Annotated in this window: 19 protein-coding genes and 2 pseudogenes; 10 read left to right on the forward strand and 11 right to left on the reverse strand. The window is 35.1% G+C overall.

Translation table 11 applies throughout. The features are described 5' to 3' along the window. Positions 1-24 precede the first annotated feature (24 nt). The 6 genes and pseudogenes from J3D55_RS20355 to J3D55_RS20380 form a co-directional block, all read right to left on the reverse strand. The gene (locus J3D55_RS20355) at positions 25-2,226 is read right to left on the reverse strand and encodes a reprolysin-like metallopeptidase (protein WP_259134012.1); all 2,202 of its coding nucleotides are present in this window, start codon (positions 2,224-2,226) and stop codon (positions 25-27) included. Between the two features lie 18 nt (positions 2,227-2,244). Next, a complete protein-coding gene (locus J3D55_RS20360) occupies positions 2,245-2,622 on the reverse strand; it encodes a hypothetical protein (protein WP_259134014.1) in 378 nt (125 codons plus the stop codon). 156 nt (positions 2,623-2,778) lie between these two features. Then, positions 2,779-2,928: a hypothetical protein gene (locus J3D55_RS20365; protein ID WP_259134017.1), complete on the reverse strand. Its 150-nt coding sequence runs from the start codon at positions 2,926-2,928 to the stop codon at positions 2,779-2,781. Between the two features lie 149 nt (positions 2,929-3,077). Further along, positions 3,078-3,272: a hypothetical protein gene (locus tag J3D55_RS20370; protein ID WP_259134019.1), complete on the reverse strand. Its 195-nt coding sequence runs from the start codon at positions 3,270-3,272 to the stop codon at positions 3,078-3,080. Positions 3,273-3,348: 76 nt separating this feature from the next. Further along, on the reverse strand, positions 3,349-4,539 hold the full coding sequence (gene sucC / locus J3D55_RS20375) for an ADP-forming succinate--CoA ligase subunit beta (RefSeq protein WP_259134020.1): 1,191 nt from the start codon (positions 4,537-4,539) through the stop codon (positions 3,349-3,351). A gap of 131 nt (positions 4,540-4,670) precedes the next feature. Next, positions 4,671-5,949 (reverse strand): annotated as a pseudogene (locus J3D55_RS20380) (chloride channel protein). Between the two features lie 113 nt (positions 5,950-6,062). Between J3D55_RS20380 and J3D55_RS20385 the strand changes: the two are divergent. Beyond that, complete coding sequence (locus J3D55_RS20385; RefSeq protein ID WP_259127825.1) at positions 6,063-6,821, forward strand: IS5 family transposase; 759 nt, start codon at positions 6,063-6,065, stop codon at positions 6,819-6,821. 64 nt (positions 6,822-6,885) lie between these two features. Here J3D55_RS20385 and J3D55_RS20390 read toward each other — a convergent pair whose 3' ends face one another. The 3 genes from J3D55_RS20390 to J3D55_RS20400 form a co-directional block, all read right to left on the reverse strand. Beyond that, complete coding sequence (locus J3D55_RS20390; RefSeq protein ID WP_259134022.1) at positions 6,886-7,473, reverse strand: hypothetical protein; 588 nt, start codon at positions 7,471-7,473, stop codon at positions 6,886-6,888. A 40-nt stretch (positions 7,474-7,513) separates the two neighbouring features. After that, on the reverse strand, positions 7,514-7,903 hold the full coding sequence (locus J3D55_RS20395) for a DUF423 domain-containing protein (protein ID WP_259134024.1): 390 nt from the start codon (positions 7,901-7,903) through the stop codon (positions 7,514-7,516). Between the two features lie 196 nt (positions 7,904-8,099). Then, entirely contained in the window at positions 8,100-9,428 is a 1,329-nt protein-coding gene (locus J3D55_RS20400) for a hydroxymethylglutaryl-CoA reductase, degradative (protein ID WP_259134026.1), read from the reverse strand. A gap of 331 nt (positions 9,429-9,759) precedes the next feature. On the opposite strand from J3D55_RS20400, the gene J3D55_RS20405 reads away from it, so the two are divergent. The 4 genes from J3D55_RS20405 to gap all read left to right on the forward strand — a co-directional run bounded on the left by J3D55_RS20405 (position 9,760) and on the right by gap (position 14,232). After that, entirely contained in the window at positions 9,760-11,019 is a 1,260-nt protein-coding gene (locus J3D55_RS20405; RefSeq protein ID WP_259134028.1) for a putative DNA modification/repair radical SAM protein, read from the forward strand. A gap of 109 nt (positions 11,020-11,128) precedes the next feature. Continuing rightward, entirely contained in the window at positions 11,129-11,887 is a 759-nt protein-coding gene (locus J3D55_RS20410) for a TIGR03915 family putative DNA repair protein (protein WP_259134031.1), read from the forward strand. 318 nt (positions 11,888-12,205) lie between these two features. Then, the gene (gene pfkA / locus J3D55_RS20415) at positions 12,206-13,192 is read left to right on the forward strand and encodes a 6-phosphofructokinase (RefSeq protein ID WP_259134034.1); all 987 of its coding nucleotides are present in this window, start codon (positions 12,206-12,208) and stop codon (positions 13,190-13,192) included. Between the two features lie 29 nt (positions 13,193-13,221). Continuing rightward, complete coding sequence (gene gap / locus J3D55_RS20420; protein ID WP_259134044.1) at positions 13,222-14,232, forward strand: type I glyceraldehyde-3-phosphate dehydrogenase; 1,011 nt, start codon at positions 13,222-13,224, stop codon at positions 14,230-14,232. Positions 14,233-14,340: 108 nt separating this feature from the next. Here the strand turns inward: gap and J3D55_RS20425 are convergent, their stop codons facing one another. Both J3D55_RS20425 and J3D55_RS20430 read right to left on the reverse strand, forming a co-directional pair. Continuing rightward, complete coding sequence (locus J3D55_RS20425; RefSeq protein ID WP_259134046.1) at positions 14,341-14,898, reverse strand: hypothetical protein; 558 nt, start codon at positions 14,896-14,898, stop codon at positions 14,341-14,343. A gap of 157 nt (positions 14,899-15,055) precedes the next feature. Next, entirely contained in the window at positions 15,056-15,436 is a 381-nt protein-coding gene (locus tag J3D55_RS20430) for a hypothetical protein (protein ID WP_259134048.1), read from the reverse strand. Between the two features lie 395 nt (positions 15,437-15,831). Between J3D55_RS20430 and J3D55_RS20435 the strand changes: the two genes are divergently transcribed. The 5 genes and pseudogenes from J3D55_RS20435 to htpG all read left to right on the forward strand — a co-directional run bounded on the left by J3D55_RS20435 (position 15,832) and on the right by htpG (position 21,571). Next, on the forward strand, positions 15,832-16,611 hold the full coding sequence (locus J3D55_RS20435; protein WP_259134051.1) for a response regulator transcription factor: 780 nt from the start codon (positions 15,832-15,834) through the stop codon (positions 16,609-16,611). A gap of 140 nt (positions 16,612-16,751) precedes the next feature. Then, complete coding sequence (locus tag J3D55_RS20440) at positions 16,752-17,147, forward strand: hypothetical protein (RefSeq protein WP_259134053.1); 396 nt, start codon at positions 16,752-16,754, stop codon at positions 17,145-17,147. Then, entirely contained in the window at positions 17,095-17,949 is an 855-nt protein-coding gene (locus tag J3D55_RS20445; protein ID WP_259134056.1) for an oxygenase MpaB family protein, read from the forward strand. Before J3D55_RS20440 ends, J3D55_RS20445 begins: the two co-directional genes overlap by 53 nt. Positions 17,950-18,333: 384 nt before the next feature. Further along, positions 18,334-19,342, forward strand: a pseudogene (recA, locus tag J3D55_RS20450) (recombinase RecA). A 336-nt stretch (positions 19,343-19,678) separates the two neighbouring features. Beyond that, positions 19,679-21,571: a molecular chaperone HtpG gene (gene htpG, locus J3D55_RS20455; RefSeq protein ID WP_259134059.1), complete on the forward strand. Its 1,893-nt coding sequence runs from the start codon at positions 19,679-19,681 to the stop codon at positions 21,569-21,571. Positions 21,572-21,660: the final 89 nt, after the last annotated feature.

Raw genomic sequence — 21,660 nt, forward strand, 5'->3', positions numbered from 1 at the left:
TTTTTTATTTTAAGCCATTTTAAATTACTTTTTAATAATTAATTTTTCGCTTACTTTTTCTCCGTTTTCCAAAACAATAGAGATTATATAATTTCCATTAATTAAATCATTCACTCTGATCTTCGTTTCCCCTTTGAAACTTCCATCTTTTATTAATCTTCCTGAAGCATCAAATAATTTATAATCTGCTTTTTGTGATGAATTTTTAAGCAAAATATTAACCACATCATGAGAAGGATTAGGATAAATAGAGAAGCTCTTCACATCCGTTTCAGCCGTTGCCAAAACAATTTGTGCAATGGAGAAACTTGATGAATTAAGCGCATAATAAATATTACCTACCGCTTTCACCATAATTCTTGCCGATGCAACGTTTTCATTCGGAAGCGTCACATTAGCAGATCCATTGTTAGGAACACTTGCCGCCAAAACCGTCGGGAACGTAAGTCCGCCGTCTTTAGACAGCAAGATCGTTACGTTTTGGGTATTGATTGTTCCTGTATTTGTTCCTGCAACATTCCAGGTGACAGGTATTGCAGAACCTCCGTTCATAGCAGTATTTGTCGTTTGTGAGGTAACGGCAAACGGTCCGTCATTGGTCACTGTTACAATCATCGCATCTCTCGCAGCCTGATTTCCGGTTGCTCTATTATCATTCACAACAAGAGAAAAATTCAGGGTTCTGGCTACACTTGGAGTAACTTCCCATTTAGGAACCAAATTATTAGCAACAACAGAACTCAACACCGGAAAATACCTTGAAGGCGAACTTACCGGAGTCAAAGAACGATAAACAGGACCCGCTGTTGCTGTAGAAACAGGAGGTTGCGTATTATTTGTATTATCATATTGTTCCCACAAATAAGTCAAAGCATCTCCGTTGGGATCTGTTCCTGTTCCCGTCAGAACGAAAGCCGTGCTTTTTGGAATTGTATAATCTACTCCTGCATCTGCTGTCGGAACGCCATTATTATTAGAACTTTTTAATGCGCAATCTGTTCCTCTCTGTAAAACCGCATACATTTCCAAAACACTTGCCGCATGGAAATACGCATCACTATTACTCTGAACATTATTTGCCGCACCACAAATTCCTGCATACGCCATAATGGTTGTTCCGCTTCCCGGTTCGTAAGCCGTAGAATTATTGAAATTCCCGCTACAAGATGATGTTGCTGCTCTGAAAGTATGATTTGCACCAAACTGATGTCCCATTTCGTGAGCCACATAATCAATATCAAAAGGATCTCCAACCGGCGCACCGGAACCTGTAACACCTCTCGCTTTATTTCCGGACACACACACAACACCTAAACCAGCCAACCCACCACTGTTTGTACCGAAAACATGACCGATATCGTAGTTTAAAGTACCAATTACAGAAGTTGTATTGGTTTGATTTTCGGTAATCATTGAGCTCGGATTTCCGTTTGTATAAGGATCTGTAGAAGAATTTGTATATACCAGAAGGTTATTATTGGCAACCATTACCATCGTTGTGGAAATTGTTTTTTCATACACACCATTTACTCTCGTCATTGTCGTTGCCATTGCGGCCATCGCTAAAGCCACAGTTCCTCCCTGAAAAGCTGTATATTCTCCTGTTGCGGACAAAGCCAATCGATAACTTCTGAACTGACCATCTGAAACCAAAGGTGCCTTATTTGTAGAGCCGTTATTTTTTAAATTATCCAAATCATTTTCAATATGACACTCAAAAAGTCTGTCATTTTTCGGAAGATCTTTTCTTTTGTATACAATAAATGACGAATTATCTTTTGCATAACTGTCCAGATAACTGATATCCCAATTATCAAAATACATCACACTGATTCCAGTTTTGGGAGTTACGCTGAAACGGATTGTATTTTCAGGATGATTTTTTTGCCAGCCAGTGTAAGAACGAATTTCAGGGAATTTTGCCTGTAATTCAGGTTCCATTACAGAGGCTTCCTGAACGATATAATCTCTTATTTTTCCGTCTGAATCAGGAAATTTAATGATTAAACTTTCGTCTTTAGAAAATCTTTGTGGAGCATTTTTAAGATCAGCCTTAATTTTTTCAAGATCCAATTGATACAAAGAAAAAGTATTTGGAGTCGTCCATCTTGGCTGAAGATTTTCCCTGTCTACTTTTGTATCTTTAAGTTTCGACCAGTAATTCTGCTGACCAAAACTCTGTGCTGCAATCAACAGACACGAGAAGATAAATGTTTTAGTTTTCATGAGAGTTATTTTTAATTATTAGTATGTAGTGATGATTTTTTTGAAAGTTATGTTTCCCGATAATTTGAGAAGAATATTTGGGGAGGTTCGACTCGTTGTATTGAAATCAGGGTTATCAAATTCCGTTACTTTTATATAAAGTGTATTTTTAATCAGACGGATGGCGTCAATTGAAACGTCATTAGAATTTTTTAAACGAGATTTTACAATGATATATGTTTCATTTTCTACAATTGCAGGAATTGGAGAAAATCTGTTTCCTTCATTTCTTTTATGAATAAGCGCAAAAACCTCATCCATTTTATCTTGAGAATCGATAATAAGAAAATCTTTATGAGTTAAGGAAAAAGGATAATGATATTTATCCTCAAAAGAGATTTCTTTTCCTTGAGACACCGCTTTACTGCTGGCAATTTGAGATTGACAATTAAGAAATAAAAAGAGAAAAAAGTAGAGATAAATTTTCATTTTAACACTTAATTATTGTAAAAATAATAATTTTAAAATGAAAATGTTACATTTTAACAAAAAACCTTTCGAAGTTGAAATACTTTATTTTGAAGATTTCTTTTTTGAAATACTGTCATTTTTAAGAATTCTTGCCACTTCTTTATCATCAGGAACTAATGTTTCACCTATTACAAAATCTTTATTCTTTACGGTATCTATTTCTGTATCTGCAACTGCGACATCGGTAGTCATTTTACAATATTCTTTCTCTTTTGAACAACCCGTCAAAAATAAAATCAAAGAAAAAAGAGTCAACGCTATTTTATTATTTTGAAAATAAGAAGGAATGTATTTAAAGAACTGAGTTTTTATTTTCTCAGATTTATCTTGTTCATTATTGATTAATTGATGACTGTAAAATCTTCCGCAAATGCTTTCATTTTTTCTTTCGACAAAATCTGCTGAATTTCTTCCGGCTGTTTTTCCGTAAAATCAATCACACATTTACTGCAGACAGAACAAAATCTCCCTTTTTCCTGAGAAGACATCAATTCCCAGTTTTCTGAACACGGATTCGGAATATATACATTTTTCATCAAATAGTATTTGATTTAAAAATGAAAAAACCGTTCCAAAAATGAAACGGTTTTAATTTTATATAAAAATTTTAGACTAAGCTAAAACTTCTTTTACTTTGTTTGCAGCTTCTTCCAAAGTAATTGCAGAGTGAACCGGAAGACCAGACTCGTCAATTAATTTTTTAGCTTCAACAGCGTTAGTTCCTTGTAATCTTACGATCAATGGAACAGGAAGGCTTCCCATCGCTTTGTAAGCATCTACAACGCCTTGTGCAACTCTGTCACATCTTACGATACCTCCGAAAATGTTAATCAAAATAGCTTTTACGTTTGGATCTCTCAAGATGATTCCGAAAGCAGTCTGTACTCTCTGAGCATCAGCAGTTCCACCAACGTCTAAGAAGTTTGCAGGGCTACCTCCAGATAATTTAATGATATCCATCGTTGCCATTGCAAGACCAGCTCCGTTTACCATACAAGCAACGTTACCGTCTAGTTTTACGAAGTTAAGACCAGCTTCACCAGCTTCAACATCGATAGGATCTTCTTCTCTCGTATCTCTTAATGCTTCAAGATCTTTGTGACGGAACAATGAGTTACCATCCAAAGTTACTTTAGCATCTACAGCGATAATTTTGTTATCAGAAGTCTTTAATACAGGGTTGATTTCAAAAAGAGCAGCATCAATTCCTGTATAAGCGTTATATAAAGAAGTGATGAATTTTGTGAATTCTTTGAAAGCATTTCCTTCAAGACCTAAGTTGAAAGCAATTTTTCTAGCCTGGAAACCTTGAAGACCCAAAGCAGGATCAATTAATTCATTGTGGATCAAATGAGGAGTTACCTCAGCAACGTGCTCAATATCCATACCACCTTCAGTAGAATATACGATTGTATTTTTACCTTCAGCTCTGTCTAAAAGAATAGAAACATAAAATTCTTTAGTTTCAGTTTCTCCAGGATAATAAACATCTTCTGCAACCAAAACAGAGTGTACTTTTTTACCTTCAGCAGAAGTTTGTGGAGTTACCAACTGCATTCCGATGATGTTTTGAGCGTTTTCTTTAAGTTTATCCATGTTTGGAGAGAACTTTACACCACCACCTTTACCACGACCACCTGCGTGAATTTGTGCTTTTACAACCCAAGCTTTCGCCCCAGTTTCAGCAGTCAATTTTTCTGCAGCAGCTACAGCTTCGTCTACATTGTTTGCAACGTAACCACGTTGTATTGCTACTCCGTACTTTGATAAAATCTCTTTTGATTGATACTCGTGAAGATTCATATTATTTTTATTATTTTATTTTAAAATTTAAAGGTTGACAAATTTACTAAAAAGACACGGAAGTTCAAGTTTATTGACTTAAAAATTAAAGTTGAAAGAACTTGATTTTTAACATATCTTCCAAATCTGCCTTATTCTTCGGATAATTTTTCAGACTGCGAACCGATAAAAGGAATTTTCGGAGCCAGAAAATATCCCGTTAAACTCGCAAAAAGTATCGGAACGAAATAAGTGAAACCCGTTAAAGTTCCCAAAATAATCGTCGTACTCATCGGAGTTCTCGTTACACATGCATTAATTGCCGCCATACAACTTACAATTGCCAACGTTGTATCAACACTTGGAAATACATGATGAATAATTAATCCCAACGTCGTTCCCACAAAGAACAGCGGAATGATAAAACCGCCTCTCCAACCTGAAGTTACGGTGATGGCAATCGCTAATATTTTAAAAATTAAGATTAAAATTAAAAAGTTTAAGGCAAAATCTCCATTGATTAACTGGTTGATTTCATTGTGCCCGAAATATCTTGTTAGTGGAAAATAAAAAGCGATAATTCCTAAAATAATTCCACCAACTAATGTTTTAATATAAATTGGAAAGTTTCTGTATTCAAAAACTTTCTTGAAAAATTTTACGACAAAAATAAAAATCCAGCCGAATAAAGTTCCTATAATTCCGAAAGCTGTTGCATAGGCAAAATCGTAAACTCCGGTGTAATGATACGCCTTCAAATCCCACGCAGCACCGATTCCCAAATGGATAATCAACGCAAACATCAGATAACTGAAACAACTCGCCACCAACGCCGGAATAATCGCTTTGTAATATTCAACCGCATGTTTGTGATGCAAAATCTCTAATGAAAAAAGACTTCCTCCAAGCGGAGCGCCGAAAAGCGCCGTAAAACCGGATGCCATTCCTGCGATACTTAAAGAACGTAATTCTTCACCTTTCAATCTGAAAATTTTTCCCAGATAAGTTCCTGTAGAAACCCGTCACCTGAACCAACGGTGCTTCAGGACCTAAACTTCCACCCGATGCCACACAAAAAAGCGATGACAAAATCATGGAAGGATTATTTTTCGGTTCTAATTTTCCTTTATTAAATCGGATGTTATTAACAATTAAATGAATTTCTCCAGGATCACCAATCAAATGAATCACCAAACCCGCCAACAAACCACAAATTGCCATCGTCGGAATCACCATCCAACCTTGAAACTGAGCCAAAAACTCAGTAAAATGTTCAAGAACGATCCAATAAAGACCGGCAATAATTCCGCCAACCAAGCCTGTTAAAGCCCACATGAAAAAAGTACGGCTAAACACAAACGGATTGAATCTTATCGGTTGATCCAAAAGATCAAATGTTTTAATTAAGCGTCTTCTTCTATTGATTTTCATTTTAATTTATTTTAAATATTAAGAGCCTGTTTAAAAAATTAATAAAAAAAAAGAGTAAGGGTAAGAAGTTGAATAAAAATTGTCATTTTAGAGTTGCAAAACAAAAAACTTCAATGTATCCAACAGACTTAACCCAAACTCAGTGGCAATTTATAAAAAAAGCATTAGATTTTGATGACAGAAAACGAAAATATGATTTGATTATCATTTGGAATGCTATTAATTATTTGGTAAAAACAGGCTGCCAATGGAGACTTTTGCCTCATGATTTTCCAAAATGGCAATTGGTTTATTACTATTATTCAAAATGGTCAAATCTGGAGATTTTCGATTTATTATTATCAAAATTAAGAGAGAAAGTACGTCGGGATAGAGGCCAGAAATCGCAGGCAAGTTTAGGAATTATGGACAGCCAGAGTGTTCGTTGGGGAAATAACCGTTCACTCAATGGCTTTGACGGAGCCAAAAAAGTAAAAGGAATCAAAAGACACGTCGTGGTAGATAAAAACGGGTTTTTGTTAGCCGTAATGGTAAGTGTAGCCAATATTCATGACAGTAAAGCGGCATTATTGCTGATGAAAACATTGCGATATTTACTAATTCCGCTTCAGGTAATCTTAGCGGACGGAGGTTACAGAGGGGGTATTATTGAGGAAATAAAAACTAAATTAGGCTATATCATTCAAATCGTTATGCGGAGTGACAAAAAAGAAAAAGGATTTGAGCCACTCCATAAAAGATGGATTGTTGAACGTACTTTTTCATGGTTTGATAATGATAGAAGGCTATGCAGAAATTATGAACTCCTAATGGAAACTTCCGAAAATATGGTCAAATTATCCGCTATAAAATTATTACTTAATAAAATTTAAACAGGCTCTAAAAGAATCTCATCATTTGTCTTTGCTGATTATTACAGCTTTTACAATATATATTTTATTCAAATCTTAACACAATTGGCTGTGCAAAGTTTTGTACAATCGGTTTTTTGTTATAAATCAAAGGTTTTTCCAAGCCTCCAATTGCATAAAGGAACAATGCACTGATGATACCGAATTCTGTATCGGAGGCTCCTTTATATTTTACGTTTTTGAATTTCCCATCGATATCAATCATAAAATTCAAATTACAACGATAGATTCCTCCCTCATAATCTTCTATTAAATAAACAGGAAAATCTGCTGTTAAGCGTTTTTGCAAATCCTGAAGTTGTTGACTGTTTTCAAGTTGACTGGGAGAGGAAATTTCTTTTGTCGTTTCCATTTTTCCAATCATCACCTCTTTGTCATAGATGTTTTGGTACAGATTTTCCAGGTTCTTTATCTTTTCACCATAAAAAGCTCTGTACTTTTGACGATATAAAGCAGAATCTTTTTTGTAATCATATTGACCAATACTATCCGAAAAACGCTTTTGTATATTTCTTACTTCTGTTAAAATATTTCTATTCAGAAATTTCTTCTTCTCCTGCGCATTGATTTTTTGAACACTTAGAAAAGAAATAATCAGTGTAGAGAAAAACAAGGCAAATCGACGATTTATTTTTTTACTATTAATATGCAAACTATTGTAGTTTTGCTTTAGCAAAATAAAAAATCAACATCAACCAGCTTAGAATCATAAACAAACCTCCAAGCGGAGTGATTGGCCCCAGAAATTTCAAGTTTGCTCCTAAATAATCCTGAAGACTTAAGAAATAAATACTCACAGAAAACATAAAAGTTCCTACGATCATTAAAATTGAAGTCCATTTTTGTGATGATGTGTCGAATTTTAAAATGTAGCCGATAATCAACAAAAAGAATGCAGCATACATTTGATATTTTACTCCTGTTTCGAAACTTTCCAGCCTTTCCACAGATAAAATTTTCTTTAAAGCGTGCGCGCCGAATGCACCCAAGATTACGGATAACATTCCATAAACGGCACCAAAAACTAACGTTATTGTTTTCATTTTCTTGATTTATTCCAACAGATTTTTAAACAAACCTGTTTTTATTTATAGTTTATAATCTTAAATACTAATGAGAAGGCTCCAAGTGCGATAAAAACCCAAGCCATTTTTTTATTCCGAGCAAAACCCGGATTTTTAGTCACTCTCAGAAAAATCCCGAAAGCCAACATTACAGCAGATACAAATATTCCAAACATTATTGAGCTCTCAAACGGTTAAATTCATTGATAACCTCATGATGCGTCACCGTTTTATCTTTAAAATAAGTAACAAAATGTTGCTTTTCTTCTTCCGTTGCACCCATTTGGTTTAAAATATTCAGCAAGTGCATTTTCATGTGACCTTTTTGAATTCCCGTCGTTACCAAAGAACGTAACGCTCCAAAATTCTGAGCCAATCCTGAAACCGCCAAAATACTCATCAATTCCTGAGCAGAAGGTTTTCCAAGCAATGCCAAAGAGAATTTTACCAACGGATGAAGATTCGTCAAACCTCCTACAACTCCCACAGAAATCGGAAGATCGATCCAGAATCTGAAAATCCCGTTATCGGTTGTACAATGCGTTAACGAACGGTATTGTCCGTCTCTTGCTGCATAAGCGTGTGCGCAAGCTTCGGTGGCTCTGAAGTCGTTTCCTGTTGCGATCACCACTGCATCTACTCCATTCATCACACCTTTATTGTGAGTTGTCGCACGGAAAGGTTCAATTTCAGCAATCGTAACTGCCTGTTTGAATTTTCTTGCAAACTCTTCATTAGAAATTCCGCTGTCGTCTTTTAAATCTTCAATTTTACAAGAAACTTCGGCTCTTACGATACAATCAGGTGTAAAATTGGAAAGAATATTCATCACAATCTGCAAAGAATTTCTTTCTTCTTCTGTAAAATCTTCGCTGATTGCCACTTCCTGCTTCAACGTTTTCCCGAACTGTTCCAGACAAGAATTAATGAAATTCGCCCCCATTGAATCTACCGTATCAAAACTTGCTTTAAGCTGGTAATAATTCGGCATTTGCGAAGTTTTATCAATCAATTTAATATCTAAAATTCCGCCGCCACGATTTCTCATGTTTGCCGTGATTGCTTCCGTAGCTTCCAGCAATTTTTTCTTTAAATTAAAATTAAAGAAATGCTGTAGTTTATGAGACTCTACGTCAAATATAAAGTGTGTGTGACCCAGTTTTTCGTTGTTGATAATCGTTGTTTTAAAACCACCTTTATCGATCCAGAACTTCGCAGCTTTTGAGGCAGCGGCAACAACTGAACTTTCTTCAACCGCCATCGGAAGAGCGAATAATTTTCCGTCGATTAAGAAATTGGGGGCAATTCCGTAAGGCATGTAGAAATTGGAGATCGTATTTTCAGAAAACTCCTCGTGAAGCTTCTGAAGATCAGCATTTTCGTTCCAGTATTGTTTTAATATATTTTGATATTCTTCGTTTCCTTCAAGATATTCTGTGACAAGCCAATCGATTTTCCCTTGTTTCGTTAATTTGGAAAAACCTTCTACCGGTTTATGATTCATAGGTTTATTTTTTAGTATGTAATCGCCAGTTTGCGACTTCACGCATAAATTAATGACCGTAAATATACTAATTTTGTGTCTTTCAATTGTTAGTAACTTCCATCAAAAAAGGTTGACATTTATCAATTTTGGAACTACATTTGAATAGAAAATTAGATTTAAAGTCACAAAAATTTTTAACACATCAATCACATGAGATATTAATAAACTATAGATAAGAACACATTAGTTCTTGAAAATATTTGATTTTCTTCTGATGTGATCTCAATATTTTCAATAGATTTTATTTAAATCTAATGTGACTCATGTGTTAATAATAAAAAAGTTAAATATGAATTTTGACCGCCTCAAAGAAAAACTCGAAATCCTTGCCGATGCAGCGAAATATGATGTTTCCTGTTCATCAAGCGGAGGTTCGAGGAAAAACAAGAAAGGCGCTTTGGGAGACAGTTCTGCAAGCGGGATTTGTCATACCTATACGGAAGACGGGCGATGTGTTTCGCTTCTCAAAATTCTTTTGACCAATCATTGTATTTACGATTGTGCGTATTGTGTTTCCAGAAGTTCGAATGATATTAAAAGAGCCGCTTTTACAGTTGATGAAGTGGTTGATTTAACGATCAATTTTTACCGCAGAAATTATATTGAAGGCTTGTTTTTAAGTTCAGGAATTTTCAAAAATGCAGACACGACGATGGAACGTTTGGTTCGTGTTGCGAAAAAATTGCGTCTGGAAGAGAATTTTAACGGATATATTCATTTAAAATCAATTCCCGGAGCGAGTGATGAGTTGATGCAGGAAGCGGCTTTGTATGCCGACAGATTATCTATTAATATTGAAATCCCGACAGAAAGTGGATTGAAATTACTGGCTCCTGAAAAAAACCGACAAGATATGCTCAATCCGATGAAATATATTCAGAACGGGATTGCGCAATATAAATATGAAAAGAAAATTTTCAGGAAAGTTCCGAAGTTTGCTCCTGCAGGACAATCCACGCAAATGATTGTGGGCGCAACGAATGAAAACGATTTACAAATTATAAAAGTTGCCGATCATTTTTATAAAAATTTTAATCTGAAAAGAGTGTATTATTCAGGTTATGTTCCGGTTTTGGAGGATAAAAGATTACCTGCTTTAACGACGGCAGTTCCGATGCTCCGTGAAAACCGTTTGTATCAATCGGATTGGCTGATGCGTTTTTATGGTTTTAAAGCAGAAGAAATTTTAGATCCAAACATGCCGTTTTTAGATTTGGAAGTTGATCCGAAATTGAGTTGGGCGCTGCGACATTTGCATCAGTTTCCTGTTAATTTGCAGACTGCAGATTATCAGATGATTTTAAGAATTCCCGGAATTGGCGTGAAAACAGCTCAGAAAATCGTTAGCGCAAGACGTTTTCAGGTGTTGAATATGGATCATTTGAAAAAATTGGGAGCAGCAGTGAATCGGGCGAAATATTTTATTGATTTTAATGCAGGAAATGCTTTTTTAAAATATTTAACAGATCAGAATTTAAAAAAACTACTGATTGGCGGGAGTTCTTCGAAGTTTCATAATCAGTTTTCGCAGCAGTTGACATTGTTTTGATTTGCTTTAAACACAAATTGCACTAATTTTTTCACGAATAACACTAATAATTCTAAGACTTAAATACAAGATCAATTCACTCCAAAACCCTATAACTCTCCAACTCAACATGACCACCCTACTCTACGACGGAAGTTTCGACGGACTTTTTACAGCGATATTTGAAGTTTTCGAGTATCGTTATCAAGATGTGGAAATTGTGAGTAAAGAAAGGTTTCATCAGAAAAATATTTTTGCCGAAATTCATGAGGTGATTACTCAAAATGATAAAGCAGAAAGGGTTTTAAACAAATTAGAACAAAGTATCGGCAAGCAAAGAATTCATCAATTATTAAAAGTGTATTTGTCGGAAGAACCGGATTTGGAACAGCTTATTTTATCCGCAGTAAGACAATCTATCAAAAATCCGACAGAAAATATTTTGCAAAATTATGCGGATAATGACATTTTAAAAATTTCTAAAACCTGTAAATCTGTCGACAGAGAGAGGCATAGAATGACGGCTTTCGTACGTTTTGAAAAAATGAAAGATGATGTTTTCTTTGCTAAAATCGATCCTGATTTTAATGTACTTCCTTTAATTTTAAAACACTTCAGAGATCGTTATCAGGATCAGAAGTGGATGATTTATGATTTAAAAAGAAACTATGGGATTCTTTATGATCTGGAAAACTGTGATTTTTTCTATCCTGATGAAAAATTAGATCTGCATCAATATCAACAGAAATTTCATGATGAAGAAACGCAATATCAAACGCTTTGGCAGCGATATTTTACGAAAACAAATATCGTGGAAAGGAAGAATTTGAAATTACATATTCAGCATGTTCCGAGGAGATATTGGAAGTATTTGACGGAGAAGAATTGATTTTTTATTTATTGATTATTTCGCTGATAATGTATATTTTTTCTCCCACAGATTTCACAAATTTATACAGATGCTTGAAAAAATTATTTTAATCAACCTTGATTTCAGCTATTGCTCAATCGATTCACCTAATATTCAATCCTTTTAGTGAAAAGATTTCTTCTTAGATATAAATGCTTCCGAAACCTAAAAAACGAGATCTATTTTTAAACCAACAAATTTTAGACAGTTTTAATAATTTATATTCAAAACTCTTATCAAGTTACTGCCATTATCTGAACTTGTTTTTGTAAATTTGTGTTCGAAATTTTTTACTAGATGAAAGAGAGTGCTGTAAAAAAAATTGCAGTTCTTACTTCAGGAGGCGATTCTCCGGGTATGAATGCAGCATTAAGAGCGGTGGTAAGAACCGCAAATTATTATAACATAGAATGTTACGGAGTAAGAGAGGGCTATAATGGCTTAATCCACGATGATTTCCTGAAAATGGGACCTCGATCCGTAAAAAATATAATCAACCAGGGTGGAACGATCTTAAAATCTGCCCGTTCCAAAGAATTCAGAACCTTTAAGGGACGCCAACAAGCTTATGACAATTGCGTAAAATACGGAATTGATGCTTTGGTATGTATCGGCGGTGACGGAACTTTCACGGGAGCAAAAATCTTTAATGAAGAATTCGGAATCCGAGTAATTGGTGTGCCGGGAACTATCGATAATGATATTTTCGGAACCGATAATACGATTGGATACGATACTGCTTTAAACACAGCCATGGATGCGATCGATAAAATTCGTGATACGGCGACATCTCACAACAGGGTTTTCTTTGTGGAAGTAATGGGTCGTGATGCAGGATTTATTGCGTTAAACAGTGGTTTGGCAACCGGTGCTTTGGATATTTTGATTCCTGAAAAAAGAGACAGTCTGGATGAGCTATTTGCGAACTTCAGAAATGCCGAAAAAACAGGAAAAGCTTCAAGCATCGTTGTAGTGGCTGAAGGTGAAAAACTAGCCAACATCTATGAATTGGCGGAGAAAACACAGAAAGAATTTCCGGATTACGACATCAGAGTCGCTATTTTAGGACATATTCAGAGAGGAGGATCACCAAGTTGTGCCGACAGAGTTTTAGCAAGCAGACTGGGTTACGGAGCTGTGGTAGGACTTATGGAAGGACAAACTAATGTAATGGCAGGAATGCGATCAAACGATATTGTTTACACAGAAATCGAGGAAGCCATTAAAAAACATAACGAAATCAATAAAGATCTTTTACTGATTTCAGAAATTTTAGCAATCTAATATTTTAATATAATTTAAAACAAACTATTATGTCAACAATTAAAGTAGGTATCAACGGGTTTGGTAGAATTGGACGTCTTGTTTTCAGAGCAATGACTGAAAGAGACAACATCGAAGTAGTAGGAATTAATGACCTTATCGATGCTACATACATGGCTTATATGCTTAAATATGATTCTGTACACGGTATTTTCCCGGGTGAGGTTTCTGTAGAAGGAAACGATCTTGTGGTAAACGGAAAAAGAATCAGAGTAACAGCTGAAAGAGATCCAAGCAACCTAAAATGGAACGAAATCGGAGCTGATTACGTAGTAGAATCTACCGGTTTATTTTTAGATAAAGAAAGCGCTGCAAAACATATTACAGCTGGTGCAAAGAAAGTAATTCTTTCTGCTCCTTCTAAAGACGATACGCCAATGTTTGTAATGGGTGTAAACCACAAAGAACTTACTGACGATATCAAAATCTTATCAAACGCATCTTGTACAACAAACTGTTTAGCTCCTTTGGCTAAAGTAATTCACGATAACTTCGGAATCGTAGAAGGTTTGATGACTACGGTACATGCTACAACAGCAACTCAGAAAACAGTTGACGGTCCTTCAGCGAAAGACTGGAGAGGTGGTAGAGCTGCTCTAAACAATATTATCCCTTCTTCTACAGGTGCTGCTAAAGCGGTAGGAAAAGTAATCCCTTCATTGAACGGAAAATTAACAGGTATGTCTTTCAGAGTACCAACTGTTGACGTTTCTGTAGTAGATTTAACCGTGAGAATTGAAAAGGCTGCTTCTTATGAAGAGATCTGTTCAGTAATCAAAGCTGCTTCTGAAGGTGAATTGAAAGGTATCCTTGGATACACTGAAGATGCTGTAGTTTCTCAAGACTTCATCGGAGACAAGAGAACTTCAATCTTCGATAAAGATGCAGGTATCATGCTTTCTCCTAACTTCGTGAAACTTGTTTCTTGGTATGACAACGAAATGGGTTACTCGAACAAGTTAGTTGATATGTTGATTCATGCGGCTTCTTTGTCTAACTAATTAAAAGTTTAGCTTAAATATAAAACCTTCCCGATTGGGAAGGTTTTTTGTTTTACTAAAAAATACGGTAATTGATGAATTGATTGTAAAAGCAATACTATTCTTTCATTAAAATTTATTGAAAACTTTGGTTATATTTCCCTGCATTTGAACGGCATGCTTAATTCCGTTATAATATTCGTACGAATTTACACCCGCTCTCAAAATCATAAAATCTGATGTTTTCGGAATCTCTTTTACACTAATCGTTAAAGTATATTTTCCTTTTGTAATCATTTCGGAAAGACAATCCTGACCTTGTATAAAGGTTCTTTCGCCATTTTTTGATGTTGAATGAACGAAGGATCTTACGATTCCCTTTCCTTGCCCATTTAAAATTGACCACGAGTAAAACGCAGTGTTTTCTTTTAAGATTAGCATCAACCAGAATGCATCGGATGTAGCAATATCGTTATCTATATTGATTTTTATTTCCGCAGTGTATAATTCATTTTTACTGTTGTATACATATTTCAGCTGAGAAAGATCTGCATACTGACTGCGCAGTTCACCATCAAGCAGATCGCCTGAAAAAAGGGATAATTTTGCAGATTCATAATTAATCTCACTTTGAGAATACGCATTGAGTGAAAATACTAACATCACTAATAAAATTATTTTTTTCATGTGTCTATTTTTAATTAAAGTTCATGGTAATTACATTCGGTAAAGATTTCGTTATTTTCAATAGAAAAAAATCACCGTTTTATGGCATTTACGAAATTTTTAACAAAAATTGATTATGAGTATACAGAAAAACCTTTCGATTGGGAAGGCTTTATTATTAGTCAAAAAGAAAACAGTCGCATGTAATTCCGACTTCAAGTTTATCATTAGAAGAAAAAGCTTGATATGAAGTACCACCTTTTCCTTGAATTCCTTTAATACCTACTACTTTTCCTTTTTTTGTAAAAATCCAGGTAAAGCATCCAAAACTTTCTGGTGTAGCCGTAACTTTTCCATTACTTTTTTCTACTTTTAAAAAGTTACAAACACTCTCTGAGCCATCAAAATTAGTAACAACATCTTTCACCTGATATGTTTTATATTTTTCGACTTTAGGAAGCTTTGCTCCGTCAATAACCAAATTTTCAACTTTCTTGCTTTCTTGGGCAAAACAGGTAGCCGATAAGGCAAAAAATACAACAATTGATAGTTTTTTCATGATAATAGTTTTATAGGGTTAAACATTAATTAGTCTCAAACAAAGATTGAAAATTAATCAATATAAAAAAATCACCCTTTTGTACCATTTTAAGAATTTTTTTAATTAAAATAACGAATCCCCTACAAAAATTGCAGGGGATTCCAGTTTATCCTTTTCAAACAGCTAACAGAAAATTCTAAACTATTTTTGATATATTCGTAAACGATTGTAACGTAATTGATATTTTCCTCATGCAAAAATACAAAGAAATGATTGTAAACGGAGCAGTTTTAGAAATGAGTTTTCATGATTATTAGCTAGAGCAAATTTTAAAATTTAATCAATACAAAAAAATCCCCCTTTTGTGGTATTTTTAAGAAAACTTTAACTATTTTTAATCACTAAGGTTAGATATGGATAATTCGGAAAAAAAACATCCTTTAATTGCAGTCTGGAATACGTATCCCGGACTGAGAAAGGAGAATAAAAATATTTCAAATATTCCTCCCATTGAGCAGATTCTTGGGGAAATGTTTGCGATTGGCGAATTTTATTACTACGTCTTAAACCTTACCAACAGTACGATTTCCAACCATCATCCTAATCTTTTGAAACTTCACGGGTTGAAAAAATATCCTGAAAATTTAAAAGACATTATTGATCTTACTCATCCCGACGACATCGAATTTATAATAAAAGCCGAACAAAAAGTTGTTCAAAAAATGATGGAAATCGGTCGCGAACATCAGCTTTATTTAAAAGCCAGCTACTGCTTTAGAATGAAAACGGCTGCAGGAAATTATGAATTATTTCATCATCAGGCGATTCTCACACAGGAAGATGAAAACCAAAATCTGATACAATCTATTAATATTCATACCAATATCAATCACATTACAAAAGAAAATCCGCATACCGTTTTGATTTCCGGGATCGGATTGAGACAAGATTTTCATCAAATAAAAATTGACAATCCGCCAGCATTTGAAAATTTTTCACAAGTTAATTTAACCAAACGCGAAACTGAAATTTTAGCCCTTATTGCCAAAGGATATTCCGGATCAGAAATCTCAAAAATGTTGATTTTGTCAGAACATACCGTTCGTAGCCACCGAAAAAACATTTTAGCGAAAACCAATTCCAGAAACGGCAAAGAATTATTGAGAAAAGCATTTGAATGGGGACTTATTTAATTGTTAGTTGTTAGTTGTTAGTTGTTAGTTAATAAAATTAATTAGCGAAACGAATTCATCATTAACCCTTAATCATTATTCCTGTTTCCTGATAAATCTCACTGCGGTATTTCGGCGTAAAACTTGTATTTTTATCCTTAATGGAAAAAGCAATTTTACAACCCCGTTTCAAAGATTCACCACATTTTAAAGACTTCTGGACGAAAGGCAACGGAAAGCAGCTTCTCGAATTCTCCGATGCAAAAGTTAGTTTCGAAGACTTTGAAAAATTTTCTCCTTATTTTTATCATGTTGATGAAATTGGCGATCAGGTGGTAAAAGATGTTTATTTAACCAAAAAATTTCACGAAGCCTCCCGAGAAATCGAACAATACATCCGAAACGGAGTTTCTGAAAACGACGATGTTCCTGAAAGTGTACGACAATTGTTTTCCCAGACTCAGAAAATTCCGGAGTGGCTGGATTATGACCTCATCAAAAGCGGTGCAGAAACTCTGCATGAGAAGCAATCTGGATTCTTTGATCTCGCTTCGTGACTATTGCTTAATCGGCGGTTACGATTACGCTTACCTCAACAAACCTCTGATTGCTACAGAAGCTTTGAAAAAAGGAGCCGTAAAAAGACTTTCCGAAACATTGGATTTTTGGGTTAATGCAACAAGATATGATGCTCTGGAAATCCATAAAAAAGGCTACGAATTTGCCATCAAAACGAGATTAATTCATTCTTACGCAAGACTTTCCATTAAAAAATATGATAAAGACTGGGACACCGAAAACTGGGGCGAACCCATCAATTCCTGGGATATGATGGCGACTTATATCGGTTTCAGCCTTGTTTTCATGCACAGTCTTCACAAATTAGGAAATACATTTTCGATTGAAGAAGAAAAAGGACTTTTCCACCTTTGGAAATATGTAGGATATCTCTTGGGAATTCCCGAAAACCTTCTTCCCAATGATAAAAAACAAGCTACGCAATATTTTTATTTATGGACTTCCGTTCAGCCTCCAGCCGACAAAGATTCTGTTCTTCTCGCCCATTCTTTATTGAATGAATCGCTGGAAAACCCTATTTTAAAGTACAATTTTCAAAGAAAAAACCTTCGTTATCTTCACATTTGTTGTACATGGTTTTTGCTTGATGATGAGGTTTGTCAAAGACTGCAGATTCCGGAAGTTGCCAACAGAAAAGCTTTTCCGAGAACCAAATGGATGATCAATAAAATCTACGACACCTTAGTGAGCCGACAAACCAGAATCAACAAAGGAAATAAAGACCAGATGAAAGTATTGAACGACTATCACAATATTACCCAAAATTCAAATTTTCATTAAAAATTTTCTATAATTTATTACCAATTATACATTACTCATTACCCATTTTCAGGAGCTTAATCCCGCTATCCACTCATACTCCTCACGCCAACGCTTTCCTGCTCCAATCCCTACAACTTTCCTATTTCCAGTTGTGGGGTAACCGTTCCTATCGGGGCTAAAACTTCAGTCATAAATAGTAAAACCACCATTCTCCACAAGCTTAAAAAAATAAAATATTTATGTAAAAAAAACGAAAATTTTTCGTTTGCATTCACTTCATTTTGAATGAGATGAATACATAAATTTTATATTTTTTTAACTATAAAAACACTTCTTGGGGATAAATAATATTAGTTTTTGAAAGTAAATTTCTGTATTTTTGATAAATTATTTTAACAACAGATGAGCAACATAGAAGATAAGAAAAAAGCATTGGCATTAGTGCTTGACAAGCTAGATAAAACATACGGAAAAGGAACAGTAATGACGTTGGGAGATAGTGCAATAGACACAACCATCGAAGTTATCCCTTCCGGATCTTTAGGATTAGACATCGCTTTAGGCGTTGGTGGATATCCTAGAGGAAGAATTATCGAAATCTACGGACCTGAATCTTCAGGTAAAACAACTTTAACTCTTCACGCCATCGCAGAAGCTCAAAAAGCAGGCGGAATTGCAGCATTTATTGACGCTGAACACGCTTTCGACAGAGGCTATGCAGGAAAATTAGGAATCGATCTTGAAAACCTGATTATTTCTCAACCAGACAACGGTGAACAGGCATTGGAAATTGCCGATAACCTAATCCGTTCAGGAGCAATCGACATCGTGGTAATCGACTCTGTAGCAGCATTGACTCCAAAAGCGGAGATCGAAGGCGAAATGGGAGATTCTAAGATGGGTCTTCACGCAAGATTGATGTCTCAGGCTTTGAGAAAATTGACAGCTACCATTTCAAGAACAAAATGTACTGTGATTTTCATTAACCAGTTGAGAGAAAAAATCGGTGTGATGTTCGGAAATCCTGAAACGACTACCGGTGGTAACGCATTGAAATTCTATGCTTCCGTAAGAGTAGACATCAGAAAAGCAAGTGCACCTATCAAAAATGGTGATGAAGCAGTTGGAAGCCGTGTAAAAGTGAAAATTGTGAAAAACAAAGTAGCTCCACCTTTCAAAATGGCAGAATTCGACATTATGTACGGTGAAGGTGTTTCTAAAACAGGAGAAATTCTTGATGCGTCAGTTGATATGGGAATTGTGAAGAAAAGCGGTTTCTTGGTTCAGCTACGGTGAAACTAAACTGGGACAAGGTCGTGATGCAGTAAGAGATTTATTAAAAGACAATCCTGAGCTTGCTGAAGAATTGGAAAACAAGATCAAAGAAGAATTGAAAAATAGAGTAAAATAAGTTTTTTGATTTTTAAAATATTGGAAGGCAGTCTGAAAAGGCTGTCTTTTTTTGTGGTCTTTGCAAGGAATGTAATGACGAATTTATCTCTCGCTGATTTTGCTGATGACGCAGATGATTGTGTTTATTTGTGGAAAATATTTGTGGGGATTTGTGTTTAAAAGAGGTTTTCATTTTTTTAATTGATTTGTTTTAAACCACCCTTCCAAAGAAGAGATTTTTTTTGGAGCGCCTTATCAATACGATAATTCATAATTACAAAAAATGCCAATCTGTCACTTTATGTTGCGTGGTATTTTTTTTGCGAGGTATAAAACAAATCAAAACTAAATTATTATGACTAAAGGAAATATTAATGTATCTGTGGAAAATATTTTCCCGCTTATCAAAAAATTTCTTTACAGTGATCACGAAATATTCTTAAGAGAATTAATCTCAAATGCAACGGATGCCACTTTAAAATTAAAGCACTTAACGAGCATCGGAGAAGCAAAAGTGGAATACGGGAATCCTCAACTTGAAGTGAAGATCGACAAAGAACAAAAAACACTTCGTATCATCGATCAGGGAATCGGGATGACTGCGGAAGAAGTTGAAAAATACATCAATCAGGTGGCATTTTCCGGAGCTGAAGAGTTCTTGGAAAAATATAAAGATTCGGCGAAAGATTCAGGGATTATCGGTCATTTCGGACTTGGATTTTATTCTGCATTTATGGTTGCTGAGAAAGTGGAAATCATCACTAAATCTTATAAAGACGAACCAGCTGTTCGTTGGATCTGCGACGGAAGTCCAGAATTTACATTAGAGGAAACTACTGACAAAACCGACAGAGGAACGGAAATTATTCTTCATATTGCAGAAGATTCTACAGAGTTTTTAGAAGAAGGAAAAATCCGTGAATTGTTGTCGAAATATAATAAATTCATGCCTGTTCCGATTAAATTTGGAACAAAAACGCACACGTTACCTTTACCGGAAGACGCTCCCGAAGATGCTGTTGCAGAAACGGAAGAAGTTGATAATATCATCAACAACCCTACTCCGGCTTGGACGATCGCTCCGAGTGAATTATCTAGTGAAGATTACATGAAATTCTACCACGAATTGTACCCGATGCAGTTTGAGGAGCCTTTGTTTAATATTCATTTGAATGTTGATTATCCGTTCAACTTGACGGGAGTTTTATTTTTCCCGAAGTTGAGCAACAATTTAAATATTGAAAAAGATAAAATTCAATTATATCAAAATCAGGTTTATGTAACAGATGAAGTGAAAGGCATCGTTCCGGATTTCTTAATGCTTCTTCGTGGAGTTATCGATTCTCCGGATATTCCGTTGAATGTTTCCCGTTCGTATTTGCAAGCGGATGGAGCGGTAAAGAAAATTTCTTCTTACATCACGAAAAAAGTTGCCGACAAAATGTCTTCTTTAATTAACGAAAACCGTGAAGATTACGAACAAAAATGGAACGACATTAAAGTGGTGATCGAATACGGAATTGTAACGGAAGAGAAATTTGCCGAAAAATCTGATAAATTCACACTATATCCTACAACTGATGGAAAATATTTCCTGTGGAGTGAATTAGAAGAAAAACTTAAGCCAAATCAAACCGATAAAGACGGTAATCTGGTTGTTCTTTATACTTCAAATGCCGATGAACAGCACAGTTATATTCAATCTGCAAAAGATAAAGGATATGAAGTTATCTTGTTGGATTCGCCTGTAATTTCGCACGTTATCCAAAAACTGGAGTCTTCAAAAGAGAACGTTTCTTTTGTAAGAGTGGATGCAGATCACGTGAATAATCTGATTAAAAAAGATGAGCCCATTATTTCTAAATTAAATGAAACTGAAAAAGAATCATTGAAAAAGAATGTTGAGGAAACCATTAATGACAAAAAATTCACCGTTCAGCTTGAAGATTTAGACAGTACGGATGCTCCGTTTACCATTACCCAGCCTGAGTTTATGAGAAGAATGAAAGATATGCAGGCAACCGGCGGCGGCGGAATGTTTGGAATGGGCGGTTTCCCTGAAATGTACAATTTGGTTGTGAATTCTAACAGTGAATTTGCCAATCAGATTCTGAAAACTGAAGATGCAGAAAGCAAAGAAGGTTTAATTAAGCATGCTTTAGACTTGGCTAAACTTTCTCAGAATTTATTGAAAGGGAAAGATCTGACTGATTTTATTCAGAGAAGTTACAAGCACCTGGAGAAATAAATTAACTATTTTATATTGTAGAACCTCGGAGCGGAAATCGTTCCGAGGTTTTTTTTGAATAAATTTGTCTTAGAAACAGTAAATTTGGT

Source organism: Chryseobacterium ginsenosidimutans, from assembly GCF_024807225.1.
GTDB classification, from domain to species: Bacteria; Bacteroidota; Bacteroidia; order Flavobacteriales; family Weeksellaceae; genus Chryseobacterium; species Chryseobacterium ginsenosidimutans.